A 23,328-nucleotide genomic window follows, 5' to 3' on the forward strand; every position below is an offset into this window, starting at 1 on the left:
CCGCGGTGTGCCGACGGGCCGTCGTGCCGCGGTGTGCCGACGGGTCGTCGTGCCGCGGTGTGCCGACCGGTCCATCACACGCGCCGGGCAAGTGCCTTCGCAATCGGCTGGGTTGCGCGGCCGGGAACGTCCGGCCCCACATGCGGTGAATGTTGCTCAACCCCGCGACCCGGGAGCGCAACCGGTTGCCCCCGGCCTCCCGACGTGGGTGCACTGGACCCGTTCCCGCAAGGCCGCCGCGTCGGTGTCGTCGACGCGCCGGGCGGGAGCGCCTCCCTTCTTCCCACCGAGAATCGGGGACCCCATGCTCTCGGCCCGACACACCCTGCTCCCACGACCGGCACGCGTCGCCCTGGCCCGGGACACCCGGCTCGGGGGTGGCAACCTCTGGCGTACCGCGCTGGAGCACAGCCGGGCCCCCGACGCACCCCTGCTCGTGGCGGACCCGCCGCTCGTGGTCGGCGACGGGACCCGGCGGCGGGAGTTCGGCATCGCCGCACTCGACGCCCTCGCCGACGCGTGGGCGTGCCACTACCTCGACCAGGGCGTACGACCGCGCGACCGGGTCGCCATCTACATCGAGGACTCCTTCGAAGACCACGTGCACCTGGCCGCGCTCGCCCGGATCGGGGCCATCGCGGTCCTCGTCAACGGCCGGATGCCGCCCGAGCTCGCGCTCGGCCTGATGGACCGCGCCGACCCGGTCGGCCTGTACACCGACCCCGCGCACCTGGAACTCCTCGCCGGTCGGCACCGGGAACTGCCCGGACTGCGCTGGACGCACACCCGCGCGGACGCGGCCGGGCTCGGCAGTCCGGAACTACCCGGCAAGGCGAGATACCGGCACGGCGACAACGACCCGATCTTCCTGTGCCATTCGTCCGGCACCACCGGCCGGCCCAAGCTGGTCACCTGGACCCACCGGCAGAGCGTCGCGGGTACCCGGTTCCGGCTCGCCACCCAACCCGAGCCCGACGACTCGCTGTTGTTGTGCGCGGCCCCCCTCAGCCACGGGGCCGCGATCGCGATCACCTTCTTCGCGCTGGCGGCGGGTCTGCCCGTGGTCTCCTTCGCCGACCGCACCGCCGCCGGCCTGTCCCGCGCCGCCGCCGCGCACCGGCCGACGACGATCTTCGCGTTCAACCACACCCTCGCCGAACTCGCCGTCTCGGACCCGGACCCGGCGGACTTCACGTCGGTGACGGACTGGGTCAACGTGGGCGACTCCGCCCACGAGGCGCACGTGCGGTCGCTGGTACGGATGGGCGGGCGCACCGTGACGGGCAACGCCGTACCGGGCTCGGTCTTCAACGACATCCTCGGCTCGTCCGAACTCGGCTGGGCGGCGCTGCGCCGCTCCACCGCACCCGACACACCCTCGTCCCCGCGTCACCTCGGCAGGCCCGGCTCGGCGATGAAGGTGGCGGTACTGCGCGAGGACGGCAGCCACGCCGACGTGGGGGAGGTGGGCATGCTCGGTGTCCGCGGGGAGTCGGTGACCACCGGCTATTGGAACGACTCGGACACCTACCACCGCAGTTTCCTCGGCGGCTGGTTCCTGTCCGGGGACCTGGTGCGCCGCACCGCGGAGAACCACTACTTCCACGTCGACCGCGTCGTGGACACCATCCACACCGCGGGATCGCCGGGCCACTCCGTCCTGATGGAGGAGGTGATCCTGCTCGCCCTGCCCGAAGCGGCCGACTGCGCGGTGGTCGCGGGAGGCGACCGCGGCGCGAGCGTACCGGTGGCGGTGGTCCGGCTGCGGGGGGAGCACGCGGACCCGGCGGGACTGCTCGATCGGGCCAACACCGCGCTCGCCGCGGCCGGTCAGCCCGACCTGGCCGCCCTGGAGATCGCCGCCGATGACGCGGACCTGCCCGTCGGCGCGACCGGGAAGGTCCTCAAACGGCAACTGCGGGAGAAGTACCACGACTTGCCCGGCCATCTGGCGACCGCGGCGCGGGAGTCCGTGGCCGTCCGGCGCGAACCGAACCGCCCACCCCGGCACGAGGAATCCATGACCCACCGCACCACGCCGGATGTGACCACCGCCCCGGACGCGACCGCCACGCCGGACGCGACCACCGCCCCGGATGCGATCGCCGCCCCGGATGCGATCGCCACCCCGGATGCGATCGCCACGCCGGAGGGCGTGCGGGCGATCGCCGCCGCGGTGCTGGAGACGGAACCCGAGCGGATCACGCCCGACGCGGCCTTCCACGCACAACTGGAGATGGACTCGCTCCAGAAGACCGAATTCGTGGCACGGGTCGAACGCGCCTTCGAGGTGCGGTTCGCCGCCGAGGAGGCGGCCCGACTGGACTGCCTGGCCGACGTGCTCGCCGCGCTGCGTCGGCACGGCGTCGGCGCCGACCCGCGGAACGACCGGGGAGGCTCCCGATGAACCCCGTCGACCTGCTCCTGCTGCGGCACACCGCGGCCGGCCGGGGCAGCCGTACGAGCGTCACCGACCGCACCGGTGCCATGACCTACGCCGAACTGACCGAGGCGGCACGCGGGTACGCCGGCGCACTGGCGGCCGGCGGGATCCGCCGGGGTTGCCGCGCCCTGGTGGTCTCCGACGACACGGCGGACGCGATCGTCGCCGTCCTGGGCCTGTGGTGGCACGGCTGCGTGCCGGTCGTACTCAGCCCGATGCTCCGCGACGCCGAGCTCGTGTTCATCGCCGGGGACTGCGCCGCCGAATACGCGGATCTCCACCTTGCGCGCGAGCGTCGCGACGAACTGGCCGCGGCCCTGGGGCCGCTCGGCTTCCGCCACGAACACCCGGACGAGACAGGGGCGTTCGTCGACCCGGGCGCACCCGCGAGGTTCGCCGAGGGAGCCGAGGTGTTGGTGCAGTACACCTCGGGCAGCACCGGCCGGCCGCGCGGCGTACGCCACTCCATGGGCGGGCTGCTCGCCGTGCTGAACGGCTTCGGCGGCGTGCTCGCGCTGACCGAATCGGACACCGTCCTGTCCACCGCCAAGCTCTCCTTCGGTTACGGCTTCGGCAACTCGCTGCTGTTCCCCCTCGCGGCCGGCGCCGGCTCGGCGCTGCTCACCGGCCCCGTCGACGCGTTCAGCGTGACCACCGCGATCGACCGGTACCGGCCGACCGTGCTGTGCGCCGTGCCCAGGGTCTACGAATCCCTGCTGGCCGCGGTCGCCGGCCGAGGAGCGGCCCCGGACACCGCCGGCATCCGCCTCGCGGTCGCCGCCGGCGAGCACCTGCCCGCCGACCTCGCCCGCCGCACCACCGAGACCTTCGGGTTCCCGCTGGTCAACGGCCTCGGCGCGACCGAGGTCCTGCACATCGTGCTGGCCACCGCGACCGACGCCCCGCCGCACGGATCCACCGGCAACCCGGTGCCGGGCGTGACGGCGACCGTCCGCGACGAGCACGGGCGGCCGGTGCCGGCCGGGATCCACGGCCGGCTGCACATCTCGTCCGCGTCCGCCGCGCTCGGCTACATCGACCGGCCCGACGCCCAGGCGCGCACGTTCGCCGACGGGGGCGTCTACCCGGGCGACGTCGTGCACCGCACGCCCGACGGGGACTTCCGGCACGTCTGCCGTACGGACGACCTGCTCAACATCGGCGGCCACAAGGTGGCGCCCGCGGAGATCGAGGCACTGCTCAAGGCGACCGAGGGCGTCGCGGACTGCGCCGTCGTCGCCGACCGGGACCCGGCCGGCCTGCAACAGGCCGTGGCCTACGCCGTTCCCGTGCCCGGCGCCGCGCCGGAGGAGGTGCGCCGCAGCGCCCTGCGCGCCCTCCGCGAGCAATTGCCGCCGCACCGCCGCCCCTCGCGGATCGAACTCATCGACGCGTTGCCGACCACCTCCACCGGAAAGCTCGCCCGCTACCGGCTGCGCACCCCCGAGGAGACGCGATGACCTGGGACATCGTCGGCATGGGCGCGGTCACCTGCCTCGCGGACGAACCGGGTGCGATCCACCGGGCGTTGTGCCGAGGCGAGAGCGGAGTCGCCCCGCTGCGCGCCTTCGACAGCGCGGGGTTCCGGGTGAAGAACGCGTACGAGATCGACGATCGCGCCGTGCCGGGCCGCGACGAGCCCGGCCGGGCCACCCGTTGGCTGCGCGCGGCGGTCGCCGCGGCGCTCGCGGACGCCGGGCTGGACGATGGGGGACCGGCCCACGGCCCAGGACCGGCCGACGTCGGAGTCGGCGAAGCGGGACGCACGGACGCGGATCCGGGCGGCGGCGCAGCGTACGGGGGGACGCGGGCCGGCGGGATCGCGGACATCCCGGTGATCGTCGGAACCACCCTGCGCGAGCTGCGCTCGGCGGAACTGTGGTGGCGCGACGGCACCGAACTCGAACCCACCGACCTGCACTTCGCCCGGGCCATGCGCGACGCGTTCGGGACCACCCGCACGCACACCGTGGCGAGCGCGTGCGCCGCGTCCCTGTACGCCCTGGGCATGGCCACCGACCTGATCGCGCTCGGCCTGGCGGAGACCGTCGTGGTGGCCGGCACCGACTCCCTCACCGAGAGCGCCTTCGGCGGGCTCGACCGCGTGCAGAACCCGGCGCCGCAGTCGATCCGCCCGTTCGACCGCGACCGGAGGGGCATGGTCATGGGCGAGGGCGCGGTGGCCGTCGTGGTGCGCCGGGCCGGCACCCACCACCGGCCGGCCCTCGCACAGGTCCGCGGCGTCGCGATGAACTGCGACGCCGCCCATCCGACGGTGCCCGACTCGGCAAGCGTGACCGCGGCCGTGCACGAGGCGCACCGGCGAGCCGCGGTCCGGCCCCAGGACGTCGACCTGGTCGTCGTGCACGGCAGCGGCACCCGACACAACGACGTGGTCGAATCCGAAGTCCTGGACGAGGTGTTCGGACGGTCCCGGCCCGGCCCGCTGGTCACCTCGATCAAATCCGGACTGGGGCACACGTGCGGCGGCTCCGGCCTGATGAGCCTGGTCATCGCCGTGCTGGCGCTGCGATCGGGGGAACTCCCGCCGATCGCCGACCTGCGCGAGCCGATCCCGGAGGCCGCGAACCTGCGCCTGGTCGCGGGCGAACCCGCCTTCGGCGGATTCGCCACCGCGCAGATCAACGCGATCGGCCTGGGCGGCATCAACGCCGTCGCCGTCGTGGGGAAGGCGCCGTGATGCCGGCCGGGACGACGTACGGGACGGCGCCCGTGATCACCGGCTGCGGCCTCGCGGTCTCCGGTCTGCGCGACGAATACGACCTGCTGGAGCCGGCCGAAGCCGGAGTCGGGGCCGTCGCGGACCGCGATCCGGACGCCGGTCGCGCCGGCGCGGGGATGCGGCACAAGGACCGCGCCTCCCGCCTGGCCCTGCACGCCGTACGCCGGGCCCTGGACGGCGTGGCGCTGCGCGATCCCGCGGCCACCGCCGTCATCGTCAGCAGCAACTTCGGCAACCTGGACACCGTCTGCGACTTCACCGACACCATCGCGGCGGAGACCGTCACCGGCCTGAGCCCCATCCGGGTCCCGCACATGTCGAGCAACGTCACCGCCGGCTGGGTGGCGATCGCGCACGGCCTGCGCGGACCCAACATCACCCTGTGCAGTGGCACGACCGGCGGTCTGGACGCCGTGTTCTGGGCCGCGGCGCTGCTCACCGCCGGACGCGCCGAGGCCGCCGTCGTGGTCGGCGTCGAACCGGACACCGCGCCGGTGGCCCGGTTGCACCGTCAGCACGGCGGCGGGCGGTGGCTGGACGGCGCGGCCTGCCTGGTCGTGGAAAAGCCCGAACACGCCCGCGCCCGCGGCGTGCGACCGCGCGCGGTGATCACCGGGTACGGCCGAGCGGCCGCCCGCGCCGACGCGGTCGGGCAGGCGACGAAGGCCTACGACCGCCCGATCGCACGGTGGGTGGCCGCCGGCCGGCAGGCGTCGACACTCGACCTGACCGCCCGGCTGGGTCGGTGCTCGGGCGCGCTCGGAGTGCTGCAATGCGCGGCCGCGGCGGCCTGGTTCGACCAATCGGGCGACGAATCGGTGCTGGCCGTCGCCGGCGACGACCGCATCGGCGCCGGATCCGACGGCGAGGGTGATCCCGGCGGCGTGGCGGCCGTACTGCTCACCCGCCCCGAACCGGTCCGCGCGGGAGGTGGTCGCCATGACACCGAGGCCTGACGAACGCCGGGCCGTGCTCACCGGCCTCGGCGCCGTCTCCTGCCTGGGGGCCGGAGTCGGCGCGTACTGGAACGCGCTGCTCGCCGGCGGCGCCGCACCGCGCGAGGTCGACCTGCCGCACCTGAACATGCGGGCGACCCGGATGTACCGGGTACCCGGGGCCGCCGTCCCCGAGCACCCGCGCCGGCACGCGGGCGTCCCGCTCGGCGCGGTGCCGCGGATGGCGGTGGGAGCCGCGCTCGAAGCGCTCGACGACGCCGGGATCGGGCAGGGCGACCGCGCCGACGTGCCCGTGGTCATGGGCTGCGAAATGGGAAACGCGAGCGTGCAGGAGGAGCGGCGCGGCGCCGACGGGGCCGGCCGCCCGCGCTGGACACCGCTCGCGGTCGCCGCCGCGGTCGTGGGCGCGGCCATCGGCTCGCGCCGGGGCAACATCAGTGTGGGCAACGCCTGTTCGGCGGGCGGGTACGCGCTCGGCATCGCCTCGGACATGATCCGCTCGGGTGAGGCGTCCGTGGTCCTGGTCGGCGCCGCGGACGGGGTCACCCGGGTCGGCATGGGCGGATTCGACCGGCTCGGCGCGGCCGACCCGCGAAGCTGCCGCCCCTTCGCCCGGGACCGGGCCGGCACCATGTTCGGCGACGGCGCCGCGATGGTCGTGCTGGAGTCGGCGGCGCACGCCCGACGGCGCGGGGCCCGCGCGTACGCGGAACTCGCCGGGGTGGCGTGGAGTTGCGACGCGCTGCACCCGACCGCGCCCGACCCGGACGCTGCCCAGCTCGTGCGCGCGATGCACGAGGCCCTGGCCGACGCGGGCCTGCGCCCGGACCAGGTGGGCTGCGTGCTGCCGCACGCGACCGGCACCCCGCTCAACGACGCGGTGGAGAGCCGCGCGCTGCGCCGGGTGTTCGGACAGGTGGCCGACCCGCTACCGCTGTTCGCACTCAAGGCGTTGATCGGACACACCTCGGCGGCGGCCGGGATCTTCGCCTGCCTGACCTCCGCGCTGATCCTCGCCCGGGCGCGGATCCCCGCGAACGCCCCGGTGGAGCAGGACCCGGAATGCGACGTGTGGCTTCCCCGGGAGGGCCCGCTGCGTCTCGAACGCCCGGCGGTGCTGGTGAACACCTGCGCCTTCGGCGGCAACAACTCCTCCTTCGCGCTCGCCGGACAGGGGTGGTCGGCATGACCGCCCCGGCGCGGATGCGCGTCACGGGTCTGGGGGTGATCGCTCCCGGCGTGGACCGGCCCGATGGTGCGCTCGGGCCGCGACTCGCCGCGCGCCCCGGATGGTTCGAGGTCGCCCAAGCCCTGCCCGGGCGCGGCTATCGCCGGTTGCCCGCCGGCTGCCTCCACCTGCTCGCCGCGGCCAGGGCGGCGTCGCTCGACACCGGCCCGTGGTTCACCGAGGTTCCCGCACACCGGCGGGCCGCGGTCGTGGGAACCAACAACGCCGGCGCGGCCCTGATCGAGGAGTTCGACCGCACGATCATCGACCTCGGCGCCGCCGAACTGCCGCCCGCCCGCGTCCCGTACATGGCGATGAGCATGTTCGCGGCCCGACTGGCGCCCGAACACCTGCTGCGCGGCTTCGACCTGACCACCAACTCACCGGCCGTGGCGGGGCTGGACGCACTCCAGAGCGCCGCACGCGCACTCGCCGCCGGGCGCGCGTCGGTCGTCCTGGCCGGCGCCGTGGAGGAACCACCCCCGGCCGCACAGCGGTCGAGCGCCCGATCCGGCGCCGCGCCGGCCGACATCGGAGCCGCGGTCCTGGTCTGCGAACCCGAGGAGGCACTCGCCGGCGGGGCCGGCGTGTACGGCTACTGCTCGACGTACAGCGCGTTCCTTCCCGGCCCCGACAGCGCGCGGGCCGTCCTCGAGGCGTTGTGGCGGCAACTCGCCCACGACGGCCCACCGCCGCACCACATCGACACCGTGCTCGACGACTCCGCGATCGGCGCGGCCGTCGCGGCACGGCTGGCCGAACTCGCCCCGGACGGCGAGATCACCGCCGTACCCGCGGCGATCGGCGGCGGTTGCCTGACCCCGGTGCGCCGCGTCGTCGGCCGGCTCGGCACGCCCGGCGGCCTCACCGATCGCCTCGCGGTCGTCGCCGCGTCCGCCCACGGCCACCTCTCGATCACCGACATCACCCCGTACACCGGCCGCACGCGCAACACGCCCGGCGCGCCGGGCCCGCACGGCACGTAAAGCACACACGGCACGCCGCCGGACGACGCCCGGACGACACCGGCCACCACGAAGGGACACCGACCATGACCAAGCCCATCCCCACCCGCGATGAACTGCGCGACTTCTTCGTCGAGGAACTCGAACTCGCCGACGAGATGGTCGCCTACGACAGCGAGTTCGCCGTCGACCTCGGCATCGACTCGCTCACCACGATGGAACTCATGGTGCAGTTGGAGAAGCGCTACGGTGTGCGGCTCGCGGAGTCCGAATTCGCCGAACTCACCTCGGTGGACGCCGTACACGCATTCCTGTCGGCCCGGCTCGGGGCGGCCTGAGCGTGGCGGACACCCGACGGCCGGTCGCGGTGGTGACCGGAGGATCACGCGGCATCGGACGGGCCGTGGTGAACCGACTGGCCGCGGACGGATTCGACGTCGCCTTCTGCTACCGGTCCCGACCGGACGCCGCGGCCAAGGTCGTGGCCGAGGCCGGCGCGGCCGGCGCCACCGTCGTGGCACACCGGGCCGACGTCTCGGCCGCGCACGAGGCCCGCGCCCTCGTCGCGGTCGCCGAGGCGCGACTGGGGCCGCTGTCGACCCTGGTCACGTGTGCCGGTGTCGTGCGCGACCGGCCGCTGGCGCGCATGTCCGACGAGGACTGGGACGAGGTGATCCGCACCAATCTGGACGGGACCTACCACGTCTGCCGGGCCGCAGCCCTCGCGCTGATGCGGCACGGCGGCGGCTGCATCCTCACCCTGTCCTCGATCGCCGCCGCGCACGGCAGCGCCGGCCAGAGCAACTACGCCGCGTCCAAGGCGGGCATCGTCGGCTTCACCACATCCCTGGCCCGCGAACTCGGCCGCTTCGGGGTGCGCTCCAACGTGGTCGCCCCCGGCCTGATCGACACCGACATGACCGCGGAACTGGCGGACGCGGCAAAGGCGTCCATCCTCGACCGGATCCCGCTGCGCCGACCGGGCAGCCCCGAGGAGGTCGCCGACCTGGTCTCGTTCCTCGCCTCGGACCGGGCCCGCTACATCAACGGCCAAGTGATCGGGGTGGACGGCGGGCTGATCCTGTGACCGCCCGGCCGACACCCCCACGACTGTGCAAGTGGTGCCCCGCATCGAGGAGTTCGCCATGTACGACGTGATCGTCGTCGGTGCCCGCTGCGCCGGCGCGCCGACGGCAATGCTGTTCGCCCGCGCCGGATACCGCGTCCTGATGCTGGAACGGGCCCGGTTTCCCCGCGACACGCTCTCCACCCTGTACATCCATCAACCGGGCAGCGCACTGCTCGACGCGTGGGGCCTGCTGGACCGCGTCACGGCCACCGGCTGCCCGCCGATCACGGCCGCGACACACCGCATGGGAGAGGTGACCCTGGCGGGCACGCCGACCCCGATCGGGGACATCGGCGCGGCCTACGCGCCGCGCCGGTATCTGCTCGACAACATCCTCGCCGAGGCCGCGACCGCCGCCGGAGTGGAATTCCGCGAGCGGTGCCGGGTCACGGACGTGGTCTTCGACGGCGACCGGGCCGTGGGCGTGCGATGGCGCGCCGGGGCGAGCACCGGCACCGACGCCGCCGCGCTCGTCGTCGGCGCGGACGGCATGCGGTCCGTTGTGGCGGATTCCGTCCGGGCCCCGGTGACGCGCGAGAACCCCGTGCTGAGCTGCGTCTACTACGGCTACTGGGAAGGCGTGCCCGCGGACCGGTTCGAGGCGTACGCCGTGCGCGGACACTGGGTGGGCTGCGTCCCGACCAACGACGGCCGCACGCTGATCGGGGTCTATCGCCCGCAGGCCGCGTACGCGGCGCTGCGGGCCCGCCCCGAGGCCGGCTATCTCGAGGGTCTGGCCGCGGCGGCGCCGGAACTGCACGACCGGGCCCGGGCCGGCACCCGGGTGGAGCGGCTCTTCGGCTGCGGCACGCAACTCAACTTCTTCCGCGGCGCGTTCGGCCCGGGCTGGGCGCTGGTCGGCGACGCCGGGCACCACAAGGACTCCATCACCGCGGACGGCATCACCGCGGCCTTTCGTCAGGCCGCCCTGCTCACCGCCTGCGTGGGCACCGACCTGCACGACGAGCCGCTGCTGCGGGCGGCGTTGCGGCGCTTCGCCCGACACCGCGACCGGCTGCTCGCCGACCGCTACACCGACGCCCTGGCGCTCGCACGGCTGCGCCCCGACCGCGGGCAGGACCGGCTGGCGGCGATCGCGGACGATCCCGCGCTGACCCGGCGCTTTTTCGACCGGGCGGCCGGTCCCGCCCCGGACATGACGGACGTACTACAGGAGGGTCGAGTACGCATATGACCACCGGCTTCGGCATCGCCTTCCCCGGGCAGGGCACCAAGGCGGCGGCGCTCACCGCGGCCCTGCACGCCCACCACCGGCACGCGCTCGTGGCGCGACTGTTGGACACCTTCGACACAGCCGACCCGGACGCCCTGGACCTGACCGACACCGCCGTCAACCAACCGGCCACCTGCGCCGTGGGCATCGCCGCCGTCGAGGCCGCCTTCGGGCCGTCCGTCCGTCCACCCTTGGCCATCGGACACAGCCTCGGTGAACTCACCGCCGCCGCGTGCGCCGGATTCCTGGACGCGCACGACGCGTTCGACCTCGCGGTCGCCCGCGGCGCGTTGTGCCGTGCGCAGAACCTGCGCCGGCCCGGGGCCATGGTCGCGGTGGTGGGCGCCGAACCGGCCGACGTCGAGTGGCTGCGCCGCCGCGTGCTGGCCGAGCGCGGCGGCATCCTCGAGATCGCCGGCCTCAACAGCGCGCGCCAGGTCGTACTGTCCGGCGACCCCGCCGCCGTGCGCGAGACCGTGCGGCTGGCCGCCGAACTGTGCCTGCGCGCCGAACCGTTGCCCATCGCCGGAGGTTTCCACAGTCCGCTCATGATGGACGCGGTCCCGCGCTGGCGCAGCCGGCTGGAGGCCGTGGACTTCCGCCCGGGCACCGCACGGTTCGTCTCGGCGATCGACGCGCGCGAGCACACCGACCCCGAGGAGGTCCGCGAACGGCTGGTGCAAGGGCTCGTGCTCCCGGTCCGCTGGCGTGAGGCGATGCACGCGGTCCGCGACCTCGGGGTCCCCGGACTGATCGACGCGGGACCGGGGGACACGCTGCTCCGACTCGGGCGCAGGGACCGGTCGACGCCCTTCGTCGGCATCGGTGATCCGGCCGCGCGGGCGACGGCACACGAACGGGCACGGCCTGGGACGCCCCCGCAGCCCCCGGCACGCCCGCGGACACAGTCACGGACGCGTCCGCGGGCACCTTCGCAGCCGCAGCCGCAGGGGCCTTCGCAGTCACAGTCACCGCCGCGGACGCCTGCGCAGTCACAGCCGCAGCCACAGCCACAGCCGCGGGCACGGACGTGGACGCCTGCGCAGCCGCAGCCGCGCACGCCCCTCGGCCAGGATCACCGGACCGACCGCTCGTCCGATCCGCCGCCACCCGATACACCCATCCGCCGCCGACGCTCGGGAGGCGTCACATGATCCGCGAAGACATCCCCGCCCCCGCCCGAACCGGACCCGCGACGCGCGGCGCGGATCCGCGCACGGACGCGCTGCTCGACCCGGACATCGTCCCGGCCTCGTCCGCCTCGTCCGCCTCGTCCACCCCGCTCGTCCCGTCCGTCCCGCGCCGGCCCGGATCCGACCGCCGCGTCCTGCTCACCGGCGCGACCGGTTTCCTCGGTGCCTTCCTCCTGCGCGAACTCCTGGACCGCACCGACGACGACGTGTGGTGCCTGGTCCGCGCCGACAGCCCGCAGCACGCGCGACATCGCCTCCAGGAGACGATGCGGCGCTACCTGCTGTGGGACGCCGACACGGCCGCCCGGATCGTCCCGATCACGGGCGACCTGGCTCGACCCCGCCTCGGCCTGGCCCCACGACAATGGTCCCGACTCGCCGAACGCGTCGACGTCATCCAGCACAGCGGGGCACGGGTCAGCCACGTCGCGCGCTACGAACCGCTCCGCGACGCCAACGTACGAGGCACCGCGGAGGTACTGCGGCTGGCCTGCGCGGACCATGTCAAGCCGGTGCACTTCGTCTCCACCGCGGCGCTGTCCACCGATCCCGCCGACCCCGCCGGGCAACCTCCGCCGCCCGGGACGCCGGCAGCCGGCTACGTGACGAGCAAGTGGGTCGCGGAGCGCCTGGTGCTCCAGGCCGGCGAGCGGGGTGTGCCGGTCGCCGTCTACCGCCCCGGGCGGATCAGCGGCCACTCGGTCACGGGCGCGTGCCAACTCGACGACGCCGTCTGGAACCTCGTGCGCGCGGTCGTGCTCCTGGGAGCGGCTCCCGACGTCACCGCTGCCCAGGTGTCCTTCACACCTGTGGACCACGTGGCCCGCGCCATCGTGCACGGGCCCGCCGCGGACCGGCCCGCGGCGCCCGTGCGCTACCTGCTGAACTCCTCCGGGATGCCGCTGCGCGAACTGCTCGGGCACGTGGCGAAGCGGTTTCCGATCGCCATCGTGCCGCCCGACGTGTGGCTCACCCGCCTGTGGGACGCGCGGCACGGGTACGACGGCGCCCTCACCAGAGCGAGCCTGCTGCTGGCCTCCTACCGGGCGCTGCTCGGTGGAACCGCCCGCCCGCCCATCGGCGACGCCGGCGTCGTCCCGGACGGTGCGAGCGGCGCCGACATCGCCTGCCCGCCGATCGACGGCACGCTGATCAACGCCCATCTCGACTACTTCGAATCCGTGGGTTTCCTGCCGTCCGCCGCCACACAATCCCCTGCATAATGGGCAACCGAATCTTCGGAAACAGTTGGGATACCGATCCTTTTCGGTGGAGCCGGCTCGCTCGGCGCCCGAATCCTATCGTCGGCGTAAAGAAACGACGACGCCGGAGCGAACAACCCTCACACGGCCTTGACACGCGCCTCCCTAGTCTTATCGAGACACGATCCACGGGGAGCTCGACCATGGTCCAGCCGTTTGCGTTAACCATTCCTCCTGCCATTCTCATCGTCAGTGACACCCCGGAGTATTCCGCCGACGGAACGCAGCTCTTCCCGGGTCTGCGCAGCACGATCGGCACGGTCGCCGGCCGCCGCCCGGAATGGCTTCGGGTCGGCCCGGCCGGCCGCGACGCCGTACCCCGCGAGCTGCTACGCGCCTCGGCCGCACGCGCCCACGCGCTGGTGCTGCTGACCGCCGTGCGCAACAACTCCTGCTCCGGCGAGATCAAACTCGCCCTCGACCAGCTCGACGGCGGCCCGGTGCGGCGCAAACCGGTGGGCCTGGTCTCGGTGAGCGCCGCCCGCGGCACCCACGCGGTGGACCATCTCCGAATCGTGCTGGCCGCGTTGGACGCGGTGGTCATCCCCAGCGCGCTGACCGTGCCCGGCCACCCGACCGCCACCCCGCCGCCCGGAACGCGGGACGAGGCGCCGCATGCCACGCTGAGCGGCTTCGTCGAGGAGCTCCTGTGGTTCACCGGCCGATTGCGCGCGGACGCGCCCGGCGCGCCCGCACCCGCCGAACACCGAGGGGTGGACACGGTGGCCGAGCAGGTCGACACCGCCGTGACCTTCATCCGGGAGAGATTCACCGACAACGAACTGACACTCCAACTGGCCGCCCGAGCCGCGCACATGAGCAAATACCACTTCTCGCGGACCTTCAAGAAGCGGACCGGTCACAGATTCATAGATTTCGTCACGGAGCTGCGTATGGAACTCGCCCGTGCATTGCTGATGGAAAGCAGCCTCCCGGTGGCCGATATCTGCGTCAAGGTCGGTTATCGGGACCTCAGTCATTTCCAGCGCACTTTCAAGGCGACCTACTCACTATCGCCTTCCGTGTTTCGCTCGGCGGCGCAGGCCGGACTCACGCCGAGCGGCATCGAAGCAGTCGAATCGACGGATATCGCGGCACGCCGGCCCGTCCTGTGCGCGCCGGGTGAAGGGAGCCGACATTGACCGGCCCGGTGCCGCACTACCTGTGCGGCCGATGGCACACGCCCGCCGACTCCGGGATCACGCGCCGACACGCGGTGCACGGACACGAGGTCTTCCGGGTCACCACGACCGCGATCGACGCCGCCCCGGCGTTCGGGTACGCCCGCTCGGTGGGCATCCCCGCGCTGCACCGGACCGACTTCGCCGGGCGGGCCCGATGGACCAACCGGCTGGCACGCCATCTCGCGGTCCACCGCGAGGAGTTCGTCCGTCTCCTCGCCCACCTGGGCAGCTCGCCGACCGACGCCGCACAGGACTTCGACAGCGGGCTGGAGACGATGCGGCACTGCGCCGCGGCACTCACCCGCCGGCTGGCCGACGGCGGCGCGACGGCGGACGGCCGGCTCCTGGTGGAAGACGCGGCCGACCCGCCCTTCGGGGTACGGGGTTCGGCGACCCGGTCCGTCCTGGACGGGCCGCCCGGCGTCGCGGTGCAGATCAGCGGCTTCAGCCTGCCCGCGACCACCACGCTCGGCGCCTTCGCCCACGCGTTCGTCGCGGGCACACCCCTCATCGTCCGGCCGTCGCACCGCACCGCCCAGGTGGTGGCACACCTGGTGCGGCGGATCACCGAGTGCGACGGAATCCCGGACGGAGCACTCCAGTTCGTGTCCGGACCCACCCGCCTGGCCGACCACCTCACCGCCCACGACCTGCTCCGCTTCACCGGGACGTCGGCCACCGCCACCCGGCTGCGCGGGCGGATCGCGAGGCTTGCCGCCCCGCCCCGCGAGGACTACGCCACGGACGCCCTGGACTGCGCGGTGCTGGGCGCCGACGCCACACCCGGCACGGCGGCCTTCGCGGTGTTCGTGGACCGACTGGTGACCGCCATGACGGCGCACGCGGGTCAGACACGGGCGGCGGTGCGCCGCGCCTTCGTGCCGGCGCCGCTCCTGGACGCGGTGGCGGACGCGACCGCCGCCGCGCTGGACGAGATCCGACCGGGTGACCCGTATATCACCGGAGTGGGCATGGGGCCGCTGATCGACGCGCCGCATCGGCGCCGCGTCCTGGCGGATGTCACCCGACTGCGCGGGGCCACCCGCACGATCCGCGGGACGCCGGGCCGGATCGCGGCGGTCGCCGACGAGCGGCGCTTCGGCGCGCTCATGCCGCCGGTGCTGCTGGCCGCCGACGACCCGGGACGGCGCGAGGTGCACGAGGTGCAGGCGTTCGGGCCGGTCGCAACTCTCGTGCCGTACCGCTCGTCGGCCGACATCCGCGACGCGCTCGCCCTCGGCGGCCGTGACCTGCACGGCTGGGTGGTCACCGAGGACCCCGCAACGGCCCGTGACCTGGTCCGCGGGCTGACCCCCACGCACAGCCGCGTCGAGATCGTCGACCCGCGGGACGCGTGCGCCGACCGAAGCGCTCCGGAGGACACGGAACGCCTTCGTCCGCTCCACCGCCACCTGGGCACCACGAACGTCCGGGCCTCGCCCGGGCATCTGGCGGCGGTCACCGATCGATGGGAACCGGGGGCCGCCCGCACGCACGGCCCGACCCATCCCCTGCGCCGATACCTGAGCGACCTGCGCGCCGGCGACGCCGTGACGGTCGGCCCGCGCACACTCACCCGGGCCGACATCGACCGTTTCGCCGAACTCACCGGCGATCACTACTACTTGCACACCGACGACGCCACCGCGACCGGTCATCCGCTCTATCGCGGGATCGTCGCCCACGGCTACCTGGTCCTGTCGCTCGCGGCAGGCATGTTCGTACCGCCCGAACCCGGGCCCGTACTGGCCAACCGCGCACTGGAGAACCTGCGCTTCTCGACCCCGGTACGGCCGGACGACGCACTGACCGTCACCCTGACCGCCCGGCGGATCACCGCACGCCCCGGTGCCCGCCACGGCGAAGTGCGCTGGCACGTCGAGGTCGTCAACCAGGACGCCCGGCCCGTCGCGGACTTCGACCTGATCACCCTGACCGCCGACCGGCCCACCGACGCCGGGGACAAGGACGTGACGCATGCGCGCCACCACCATTCACGGCCCCTATGACATCCGCGTCGAGGACGTCCCCGACCCGCGCGTGCGGCGGCCCGGCGACGCGGTGGTCCAGGTCCTGCGCGCGTGTGTGTGCGGCAGCGACCTGTGGGCCTACCGGGGCGAGTCCGCCCGCACACCCGGACAGCGCATCGGGCACGAATTCCTGGGCACCGTCGTGGAAACCGGCTCCGAGGTGCGCGCGGTACGCCCCGGCGACCTGGTCATCGCCCCGTTCACCTGGTCCGACGGGAACTGCGTCTTCTGCGCGGAGCGCCTGCCCACCTCCTGCACCAACGGCGGAATGTGGGGCGCGGTCGGGTCCGACGGCGGCCAGGGCGAGGGCGTCCGGGTCCCGTACGCCGACAGCACCCTGGTCAAGGTGCCCGCCGAGGCCGCCTCGGACGACCGGCTGCTCGGCGCGCTGCTCGCACTGACGGACGTCATGGGCACCGGCTACCACGCGGCGGTGAGCGCCGGCGCCCGGCCGGGTGCGATCGTCGCCGTGGTGGGCGACGGCGCGGTCGGGCTGTGCGCCGTCCTGGCCGCCCGCATGCTGGGCGCGGAGCACGTCATCGCGCTGGGCCGACACGCGGCCCGGCTGCGCCTGGCCCACGAGTTCGGCGCCGCCCGCACGATCACCGAACGCGGCGAGGCGGCCGTGACGGCGGTACGCGAGACGACGGGCGGCCACGGCGTGCACGCCGCGATCGAGGCCGTGGGCAGCGAGGAGGCGATGCGTACCGCCATCGGCGTCACCCGCCCCGGCGGCGCCATCGGCTGGGTCGGCGCCCCGCACGGAAGCGACCGCGGACTGGACGTCGGCGCCCTGTTCATGAAGAACCTCACCCTGCGCGGCGGCATCGCCCCCGTCCGGTCCTACCTCCCCGACCTGTTGCCGCGCGTGCTCGACGGCACACTCGACCCCTCACCGGTGTTCGACAGCACGATCCCCCTCGCATCGATCGCCGACGGATACCGCGCCATGCACGACCGCAGCGCCCTGAAGGTCCTGGTCAGGCCCTGAAGGCCCGGGATCCCGCCGACCGTTCCCCGCACCGCCGGTGCCCCACGCACCCCCACCACACGACGCCGAGCACACGAAAGGCCGTGAGCCGCATGCAGATCATCCACCGCGACGACCTCGAGGCGATCACCTCCGTGGTCGTCGACGAATCCGTCCACGACATCGGGCTGTTGAAGGACTTCCACCGCCATCCGGCACTCAAGGAATTCATCCCCGACCTCGCGCGGGTATCGATGAGTTGGGTACGACTGCTCCCCGACCAGGCACAGGCCGTGCACCGGCATCCCGTCAAGAGCATGGTCGTCGCGGCGGTCGGATCCGGGCGAACGCTCGGCGAACTCCGGCAGGAGATCGGGCCGGGCGACATCGTGCTGCTCCCGCCGGGTGACGACCACGGCTTCGTGGGCACCGGACCGGCCGGGTTCTGGGCCTTGTCGATCCAGTTCGAGGGCGCCGGACTGTACGAGAACACCGAGTCCCCGCGCGTGAGTTACCTGGCCGACCGGCACGAGGTGGCGGCCGTGCGGGCGGCGAACGAACGGCACATGGCCGGATACCGGGACAGCGCCCTGATCCGCCTCGTCGCACACCCCGACGCCGGCACCGGGGAATCGCGCGAACGCGCGCTGGACCACCTCCAACAGTGGTCCGACGGCTTCCAGCGGGTGATCGCCGCCCGCGTCGCCGGGGAGATCGACACGCCCTCGCGTCGGCTCGCCGAGGAACACCTGGCCGAGGAACTCGGCCACAACACGCTGCTCGGCGGCACGCGGGCGGGCCGCGCGGCCCGCCGTGATCCGGTCGTCGCCGCGGCGTCCTCGTGGTTCGTGGACCGGATGACCTCGTCGAGCACCGTCGACCGCATCGTGCTGGCGCACCTGGTGCTGGAAGGCAGCGGCCTGGTGTTCCACAACGCCGGGTTGACCAGCTTCGCGGGCAGCCGCTACTTCGAACTCCACGACGGGGCCGACATCGAACACCTGGAGCTCGGCTATCGGGCCCTGGCCGACCGCGACGACTGGTCCGTGGAGCGGGTCGAGGAAACCCTGCGCGAGGGCTGGGAGATGGTCACCCTGTTCTCCGACCGGGTGGCCGAGCGCGCCCACAACGGCTGACCCAGCCGGGTGCGCCGAACGGCCCGCGCGGACCGATGCGTTCGACCGCGCGGGCCGTTCGTCCCAGGTGGGGTCACCACGGGTCCTTCGGGTTCCAGATCAGTGGCGGCGTGTTCGTGAGGATGCGTCGGATGATCGCCATCATGGGTGTTCACCTCCTCCCGGATGCGGGTGATCCGCTGACGGAACGGGTGGTGAGGCTCAGGGTGAACGGCTGCGGAGCCGCCGCGTTGGTCACCACCGGACGGCTGTCCCCGTCGACGACGGTCAGCCGGGCGTCACCGGCCAGGGCGGCCACCGCGTCGGCGGTCATGGTCTGGGCGATCGCCGCGCCGGCGCAGATGAACGGGCCCGCGCTGAACGGCAGATAGGGGCCGCGTTCGTCCGGGTGCGCCCAGCGTTCGGGCCGGAAGGCGTCGGGACGACTCCAGTGTCGCTCGTCGTGGTGCAGGAGATAGGGGCTGACCGACAGGATCGCGCCGGGACGCACCGCGACACCGCCGAACTCGACGGGATGCGGCACCGGGCGGCCGACCATCCAGACGAACGGGCGATGCCGCGCGGCCTCGCGCACGATCCACTCGGCGGGCCACGGCCACGGCGCGCCCGGCGCGCTGTGCAGGCCGGCCAGCAGTACGGACCAGGCCACGGTGTAGCCGACGTTCCCCACGATCGAGCGGAACAGCAGCACGTACAGCTCGGCCACGGTCCGGTCGTCGGTGCCCCCGGGGCACGCGCCGACGACGGCGTCGAGCAGGTCTCGCGGTGCGGCGGGATCGCCGCCGGCCGCGCGGCGTTGTCCGATGTGCTGGATCAGTGCCGCGAACAGCCGCGACCGCAGCAGCTCCACGCGTACGCGCTCGCGCATCAGGGGCGAGCGGATCAGCAGGCCCGCGCCCACGGAGCGGGCCAGCAGGTGCCGCAACTCGGGGGCCGCGGCGGGGTGCAGCAGCAGGTCGGCGGTACACCGGTACACCAGCGCGGGACCGGTCCGGGGCCACCGCCCGACCGCGGGCAGTTCGGCCACCGCCTCGGCCAGGTTCTCCCGATACTCCGGTAATCGTGGTCGCAGGATGCCGCGTACCGCGTGCCCGACGGCGATCTGGGCCGATCGTGAGGGCAGCAAGTCACCGTAGAAGGTGGACAGTCCCGCGTTGAACTCCGGGCCGCGCAGCACCGTGAGCGCCAACTCCGGGTCGCCCACGCACCAACCGCCCCAGGGGAGCGGGAAGACCCCGGCCGAACGACGGCGGGAGAGGTCCTCGAGAAACCCCAGCGGATCCTGTCCGAACCGACGCGGAACTCTCCTGCCCATCGAGCGGTCCCCCTCGGGCACCTGTCGAGCGCGGACACGTCCCGCCCCACGGAACACGGACAGCGACCTCACGTCAGTATCGTGTGGCCGCAACGCCCGGGCAAGGCATCGACACCGCCGAATCACCGCCCCGCGAGTCGACCGATGATCGCCGCGCGAACGGCCGGGGGCTACGAGCCGCCGGCCCCGACGGGTTGCGGGATCGGCTCGCCCTCGCGGAATGTGGTCCCCTCCGCGCGTCGGCGACGACGGCGGCGACGCACGACGAGCGACACGAGCACGGCGAGCAGCAGCGCGGATGCCGCCACCGCGATCCACGGCACGGCCCGCACCCGGGTGCGCGCGTGGGCGATCGGGCCGGTCTCCGCGGGGCCGCCGGGTACCGGCATCGGATGCACCGCGAGGTCGACATCGAGCAGGAACGCCTGGGTCACGCCGTCCAGGCGCACGGTTCGGGTCAAGGCGGCGCCGGGCAGCAACTCCGGCAGCGGGTCGAGCCGTCGGTGCCCGGCGCTCACGCCCCAGGGGCCGCGAACGGTCAGCTCGGGACGGGCGCCGAGGCGGACGTTGCCGGTGTTGCGCACCGTGTAGGTGACGGTCAGGCCGGCGCCGAAGGGGTCGGGTGAGGTGTGCACCCGCGCGCTCAGCCCGCCGGCGCCCAGGGCGGGGCGCAGTGGGCCGTCGACCCGCAGGTGGACGCGGGTGCCCACACGTCGGTCGAGCAGCACTCGACTGCCGGCGGCGTCCCGGCCGGGAGTGGCCACGGAGGCGACGACTCCGCCGGTGTGGTCGCCGGGGGACGCGTTGTCCGGGACGGCGAGTTCGAAGGGTACGTCGCTGCGCGAGCGCGGCGGCACGGTGATCCGGGTCTGCTTGAGGCGGATCCACGCGCCGACGTCGGCGGAGGGGCGTCCGGCCGCGAGCAGGTCGAAGCCGCCGGCGGCGGTGGTGAAGGCGTCCTGGGCGTACAGATCCACGGTCAGGGGTGCTTCACCGGCGTTCGTGACGGCGACGTAGTCGATCTGCCGGGCTCCGGGCGGGAGTTGGTAGCGGAAGAACGGGCGGTCGTCCGGACCGTGTTCGGTCGACGGCTGCACGGACCAGGTGGTGGGGGCGGGCGCGGGTTCGGCGGCGGCGGTGGGTGTGGCGCAGGACGGCACGAGGCAGGCGCCGGCGGCGACGAGCGCGGCGAGCACCCGGTGGAGGCGATGACGGGGGAGGGGCATGAAGTATTTCCGTTCGCGGCCCGGACCGGGCGGGGTGGGTGACGTGGGGTCCGGGTGGGCGCGGGGTATGGGAATGGCGGCCCGTACCCCGCGCCGCCGGGGTGTCGCGTCGGCGGATCATCGGAAGCGGATCCGCGGATCGGCGGGTGCTCAGATCGCGGTGACCGTGAGGGTCGCGCTGTAGGTGCCGGGCGCGGTCGTGGTGGCCAGGTTCAGGCTCAGGTCGGCGCCGAGCACGGCGGTGCCGCGACCGTGGCCGGCCACCGCCCGGCCCAGGGTGCGTGCGGTCTTGACGCCGCCGTCGGCCGCGGGCGCCACCGGCGGGCCGGCGGTCACCTGCTGACCGTCGCCGGCCTTGACGACCTTCGGGGTCCAGCCCAGGGCCGAGCCGTCGAAGCCCGCGCCGCCCGGGGCGGCGAAGTCGGTGACCTGGCCGCTGACGTTCCAACCCGGGTCGGCCGTGCGCAGGTCGGTGACCTGCACGGTGTTCAGCGCGCCGGAACTGGCCAACCGGTCGCCCGCGGCGGTCAGTTCGGGCGAGGGCAGGATGACCGTGCCGCCGTCGACCGTCATGGTCAGCCCGCCGGTGTTCGTGACGGTGGTGGTGATCACCTGGTTGCCGGACAGCGGGTCGCCGCCACCCGGGTTCGTGGCGCCGCTCGCGGTGAGGGAGACCTGATCGATCGCCCAGAAGCGGCTGTTGGTGCCGGTGTAGCGGAACCGGATCTGCGCGGTCTTGGCGCCCGCGGGGACGTCGAGCGTCAGGCGCTCGACCTGGTTGGTGTCGGCACGGTAGGACTTGAGCAGCTTGGGCGCGCCGCCGTCCCAGGACACGTACACGTCGCCGGTCTGCGGGCCGTCGACCTGGTAGTCGCTGACGTAGCTCAGCTCCGCCTTGGCCTTGCCCTCGACCGGGTAGGCCGGGGAGACCAGGGTCGAGTCGAACTGCCCGGCGGCGTGCGCCTTGTCGTCCCACTCGTCGGAGTCGGCGACGGCGAACACGTTGCGGCTGCGCACGTTGCCCTCGCGGGCCTGGGCGTTGCCCTCGGCGCGGGTGAAGAACTCGTCGGTGGTGAAGGACCAGCCGCGCCACTCGGTCACGCCCCCGGCGGGCATCGCCGAGTTGTCGATCGACCAGCCCTGCGGCGTGGTGTGGGTGAAGCCCTCGAGGCCGGCGGGGATGCCCATCTCGTCGACGCGCTCGGACAGGGTCGGCCGCAGCGAGTCGAAGGCGTCCGGCTTGATCTCGTCGATCGGCTGCCCGTCCAGGCCCCACGCCGGGTCGATCCGCACGCCCTCGTGCTTGAGCACGGTGGGCGCGATGTCGACGAGGCGTACGTCGTCGCGCACGGTGCCGGCGGGCATGCCCCCGCCGTTCGCGATGACGAAGGTCTGGCGCTCCTGCGGGGTGTCGCCGCCGTGGCCACCGGAGTCGGTGTGGCCGTGGTCGGTGGTGACCATGATCAGCCAGTCCTCCTGGGCGTGGGTCGCCCGACCGCGCAGCGCGTCGAGGACCTTGCCCACCCGGGTGTCGGCCTCGCGTACGGCCTGTGCGTACTCGGCGCTGGTGCCACCGTTGTTGTGGCCGGCGCCGTCGACCGCGTCCAGGTGCATGAACGCGACGTCGGGGTTGCCGGTGGACAGGTACTGCGCGGTGTCGGCGGTGGCGAGGTCGTCGTTCTCGTCGGTGGACACGCGCACGTCGACCTTCGGCGAGAAGATCTTCGACGAGATCGGTTCCCACGCGCCGACCACGAGCGTGGAGGCGGCCGGTTGGGCGGTCTCCAGGCGGGTCGCGAAGTCGGGGTACGTGTCGTACCGCGATCCGGCGAACGAGTTGTCGTGCACGCCGTGCTTGTCCGGCCATACGCCGGTGGCGACGGTGGACCAGCCGGGTCCGGAGACGGTGGGCGCGAACGGCTGGGCGTACAGGTTGCTCGACGCGGTCACGCCGCCGGCCATCAGGGCCTTGAGGTTGGGCGCGTCGCCGCTCCGCAGCTTGTCGAAGCGCAGCCCGTCGATGCCGATGACCAGCGTCTTGGCCTTCTTGGTGCCGCCGGGCAGCGACGGAAGGGTGTCGGCCGCGGCCGGCGTGGCGGCGAGCGCGGCGCCGGCCAGGGCGAGCGGAACGGCGACCGCGGTGACCGCGGCGGCGGCGAGCCCGCGTTTGGCTCGGGTGGATCCGTACACTTCGATAACTCCCTCGGCGGATGAACCGGAGTGGGGTCGGGCCGTGGCGGGGGCAACCGCCACAGGCCCGCCGCTTGGCCTCCGGCTTGGAGAAGTGTGCCCAGCGCTCGGGCGGCCGGGGGAG

18 protein-coding genes are annotated in these 23,328 nt (G+C 73.7%); 15 read left to right on the top strand and 3 right to left on the bottom strand.

Annotated elements, in window-relative coordinates; translation table 11 throughout:
• Positions 1-304 precede the first annotated feature (304 nt).
• The 15 genes from ACWCPW_RS26985 (at position 305) to ACWCPW_RS27055 (ending at position 18,473) form a co-directional block, all read left to right on the top strand.
• Positions 305-2,407 (top strand): AMP-binding protein, encoded by a 2,103-nt coding sequence (locus tag ACWCPW_RS26985; protein WP_449764176.1) that lies wholly within the window; start codon positions 305-307, stop codon positions 2,405-2,407.
• The gene (locus tag ACWCPW_RS26990) at positions 2,404-3,903 is read left to right on the top strand and encodes an AMP-binding protein (RefSeq protein WP_449764177.1); all 1,500 of its coding nucleotides are present in this window, start codon (positions 2,404-2,406) and stop codon (positions 3,901-3,903) included. Before ACWCPW_RS26985 ends, ACWCPW_RS26990 begins: the two co-directional genes overlap by 4 nt.
• Complete coding sequence (locus ACWCPW_RS26995) at positions 3,900-5,144, top strand: beta-ketoacyl synthase N-terminal-like domain-containing protein (protein ID WP_449764178.1); 1,245 nt, start codon at positions 3,900-3,902, stop codon at positions 5,142-5,144. The genes ACWCPW_RS26990 and ACWCPW_RS26995 overlap by 4 nt, the downstream gene beginning before the upstream one ends.
• Positions 5,144-6,142, top strand: a complete 999-nt coding sequence (locus ACWCPW_RS27000; protein ID WP_449764179.1) for a beta-ketoacyl synthase N-terminal-like domain-containing protein — start codon at positions 5,144-5,146, stop codon at positions 6,140-6,142. Before ACWCPW_RS26995 ends, ACWCPW_RS27000 begins: the two co-directional genes overlap by 1 nt.
• The gene (locus ACWCPW_RS27005) at positions 6,126-7,331 is read left to right on the top strand and encodes a beta-ketoacyl-[acyl-carrier-protein] synthase family protein (RefSeq protein WP_449764180.1); all 1,206 of its coding nucleotides are present in this window, start codon (positions 6,126-6,128) and stop codon (positions 7,329-7,331) included. The genes ACWCPW_RS27000 and ACWCPW_RS27005 overlap by 17 nt, the downstream gene beginning before the upstream one ends.
• Positions 7,328-8,356 (top strand): beta-ketoacyl synthase N-terminal-like domain-containing protein, encoded by a 1,029-nt coding sequence (locus tag ACWCPW_RS27010; RefSeq protein ID WP_449764181.1) that lies wholly within the window; start codon positions 7,328-7,330, stop codon positions 8,354-8,356. The genes ACWCPW_RS27005 and ACWCPW_RS27010 overlap by 4 nt, the downstream gene beginning before the upstream one ends.
• 65 nt (positions 8,357-8,421) lie before the next feature.
• Positions 8,422-8,673 carry an acyl carrier protein gene (locus ACWCPW_RS27015; RefSeq protein ID WP_449764182.1) on the top strand — a complete coding sequence of 84 codons (252 nt, stop codon included), beginning with the start codon at positions 8,422-8,424 and terminating at the stop codon, positions 8,671-8,673.
• 2 nt (positions 8,674-8,675) lie between these two features.
• Positions 8,676-9,422: an SDR family oxidoreductase gene (locus ACWCPW_RS27020; protein WP_449764183.1), complete on the top strand. Its 747-nt coding sequence runs from the start codon at positions 8,676-8,678 to the stop codon at positions 9,420-9,422.
• A 34-nt stretch (positions 9,423-9,456) separates the two neighbouring features.
• The gene (locus ACWCPW_RS27025; RefSeq protein ID WP_449764184.1) at positions 9,457-10,659 is read left to right on the top strand and encodes an NAD(P)/FAD-dependent oxidoreductase; all 1,203 of its coding nucleotides are present in this window, start codon (positions 9,457-9,459) and stop codon (positions 10,657-10,659) included.
• Entirely contained in the window at positions 10,656-11,852 is a 1,197-nt protein-coding gene (locus ACWCPW_RS27030; protein ID WP_449764185.1) for an acyltransferase domain-containing protein, read from the top strand. The genes ACWCPW_RS27025 and ACWCPW_RS27030 overlap by 4 nt, the downstream gene beginning before the upstream one ends.
• Entirely contained in the window at positions 11,849-13,114 is a 1,266-nt protein-coding gene (locus ACWCPW_RS27035; RefSeq protein ID WP_449764186.1) for a thioester reductase domain-containing protein, read from the top strand. Before ACWCPW_RS27030 ends, ACWCPW_RS27035 begins: the two co-directional genes overlap by 4 nt.
• The gene (locus ACWCPW_RS27040) at positions 13,114-14,295 is read left to right on the top strand and encodes a helix-turn-helix domain-containing protein (protein ID WP_449764187.1); all 1,182 of its coding nucleotides are present in this window, start codon (positions 13,114-13,116) and stop codon (positions 14,293-14,295) included. Before ACWCPW_RS27035 ends, ACWCPW_RS27040 begins: the two co-directional genes overlap by 1 nt.
• The gene (locus ACWCPW_RS27045) at positions 14,292-16,346 is read left to right on the top strand and encodes an aldehyde dehydrogenase family protein (RefSeq protein WP_449764188.1); all 2,055 of its coding nucleotides are present in this window, start codon (positions 14,292-14,294) and stop codon (positions 16,344-16,346) included. Before ACWCPW_RS27040 ends, ACWCPW_RS27045 begins: the two co-directional genes overlap by 4 nt.
• Positions 16,315-17,358 carry a zinc-dependent alcohol dehydrogenase family protein gene (locus ACWCPW_RS27050; RefSeq protein WP_449764189.1) on the top strand — a complete coding sequence of 348 codons (1,044 nt, stop codon included), beginning with the start codon at positions 16,315-16,317 and terminating at the stop codon, positions 17,356-17,358. The genes ACWCPW_RS27045 and ACWCPW_RS27050 overlap by 32 nt, the downstream gene beginning before the upstream one ends.
• Before the next feature lie 83 nt (positions 17,359-17,441).
• Positions 17,442-18,473 (top strand): hypothetical protein, encoded by a 1,032-nt coding sequence (locus tag ACWCPW_RS27055; RefSeq protein WP_449764190.1) that lies wholly within the window; start codon positions 17,442-17,444, stop codon positions 18,471-18,473.
• A gap of 151 nt (positions 18,474-18,624) precedes the next feature.
• Here the strand turns inward: ACWCPW_RS27055 and ACWCPW_RS27060 are convergent, their stop codons facing one another.
• The 3 genes from ACWCPW_RS27060 to ACWCPW_RS27070 form a co-directional block, all read right to left on the bottom strand.
• The gene (locus tag ACWCPW_RS27060) at positions 18,625-19,788 is read right to left on the bottom strand and encodes a cytochrome P450 (protein WP_449764191.1); all 1,164 of its coding nucleotides are present in this window, start codon (positions 19,786-19,788) and stop codon (positions 18,625-18,627) included.
• A gap of 170 nt (positions 19,789-19,958) precedes the next feature.
• Positions 19,959-21,014, bottom strand: coding sequence for a WxL protein peptidoglycan domain-containing protein (locus ACWCPW_RS27065; protein WP_449764192.1), 1,056 nt, complete (start codon positions 21,012-21,014; stop codon positions 19,959-19,961).
• Positions 21,015-21,164: 150 nt separating this feature from the next.
• The gene (locus ACWCPW_RS27070) at positions 21,165-23,204 is read right to left on the bottom strand and encodes an alkaline phosphatase family protein (protein WP_449764193.1); all 2,040 of its coding nucleotides are present in this window, start codon (positions 23,202-23,204) and stop codon (positions 21,165-21,167) included.
• Between the last annotated feature and the right edge of the window lie 124 nt (positions 23,205-23,328).

The sequence above is a fragment of the Embleya sp. NPDC001921 genome (assembly GCF_053594475.1).

Bases quoted from the DNA above. Each gene is read 5' to 3' on its own strand.
- ACWCPW_RS26985 (WP_449764176.1), top strand. From the start codon at position 305: ATGCTCTCGGCCCGACACACCCTGCTCCCACGACCGGCACGCGTCGCC.
- ACWCPW_RS26990 (WP_449764177.1), top strand. From the start codon at position 2,404: ATGAACCCCGTCGACCTGCTCCTGCTGCGGCACACCGCGGCCGGCCGG.
- ACWCPW_RS26995 (WP_449764178.1), top strand. From the start codon at position 3,900: ATGACCTGGGACATCGTCGGCATGGGCGCGGTCACCTGCCTCGCGGAC.
- ACWCPW_RS27000 (WP_449764179.1), top strand. From the start codon at position 5,144: ATGCCGGCCGGGACGACGTACGGGACGGCGCCCGTGATCACCGGCTGC.
- ACWCPW_RS27005 (WP_449764180.1), top strand. From the start codon at position 6,126: ATGACACCGAGGCCTGACGAACGCCGGGCCGTGCTCACCGGCCTCGGC.
- ACWCPW_RS27010 (WP_449764181.1), top strand. From the start codon at position 7,328: ATGACCGCCCCGGCGCGGATGCGCGTCACGGGTCTGGGGGTGATCGCT.
- ACWCPW_RS27015 (WP_449764182.1), top strand. From the start codon at position 8,422: ATGACCAAGCCCATCCCCACCCGCGATGAACTGCGCGACTTCTTCGTC.
- ACWCPW_RS27030 (WP_449764185.1), top strand. From the start codon at position 10,656: ATGACCACCGGCTTCGGCATCGCCTTCCCCGGGCAGGGCACCAAGGCG.
- ACWCPW_RS27035 (WP_449764186.1), top strand. From the start codon at position 11,849: ATGATCCGCGAAGACATCCCCGCCCCCGCCCGAACCGGACCCGCGACG.
- ACWCPW_RS27040 (WP_449764187.1), top strand. From the start codon at position 13,114: ATGGGCAACCGAATCTTCGGAAACAGTTGGGATACCGATCCTTTTCGG.
- ACWCPW_RS27050 (WP_449764189.1), top strand. From the start codon at position 16,315: ATGCGCGCCACCACCATTCACGGCCCCTATGACATCCGCGTCGAGGAC.
- ACWCPW_RS27060 (WP_449764191.1), bottom strand. From the start codon at position 19,788: ATGGGCAGGAGAGTTCCGCGTCGGTTCGGACAGGATCCGCTGGGGTTT.
- ACWCPW_RS27065 (WP_449764192.1), bottom strand. From the start codon at position 21,014: ATGCCCCTCCCCCGTCATCGCCTCCACCGGGTGCTCGCCGCGCTCGTC.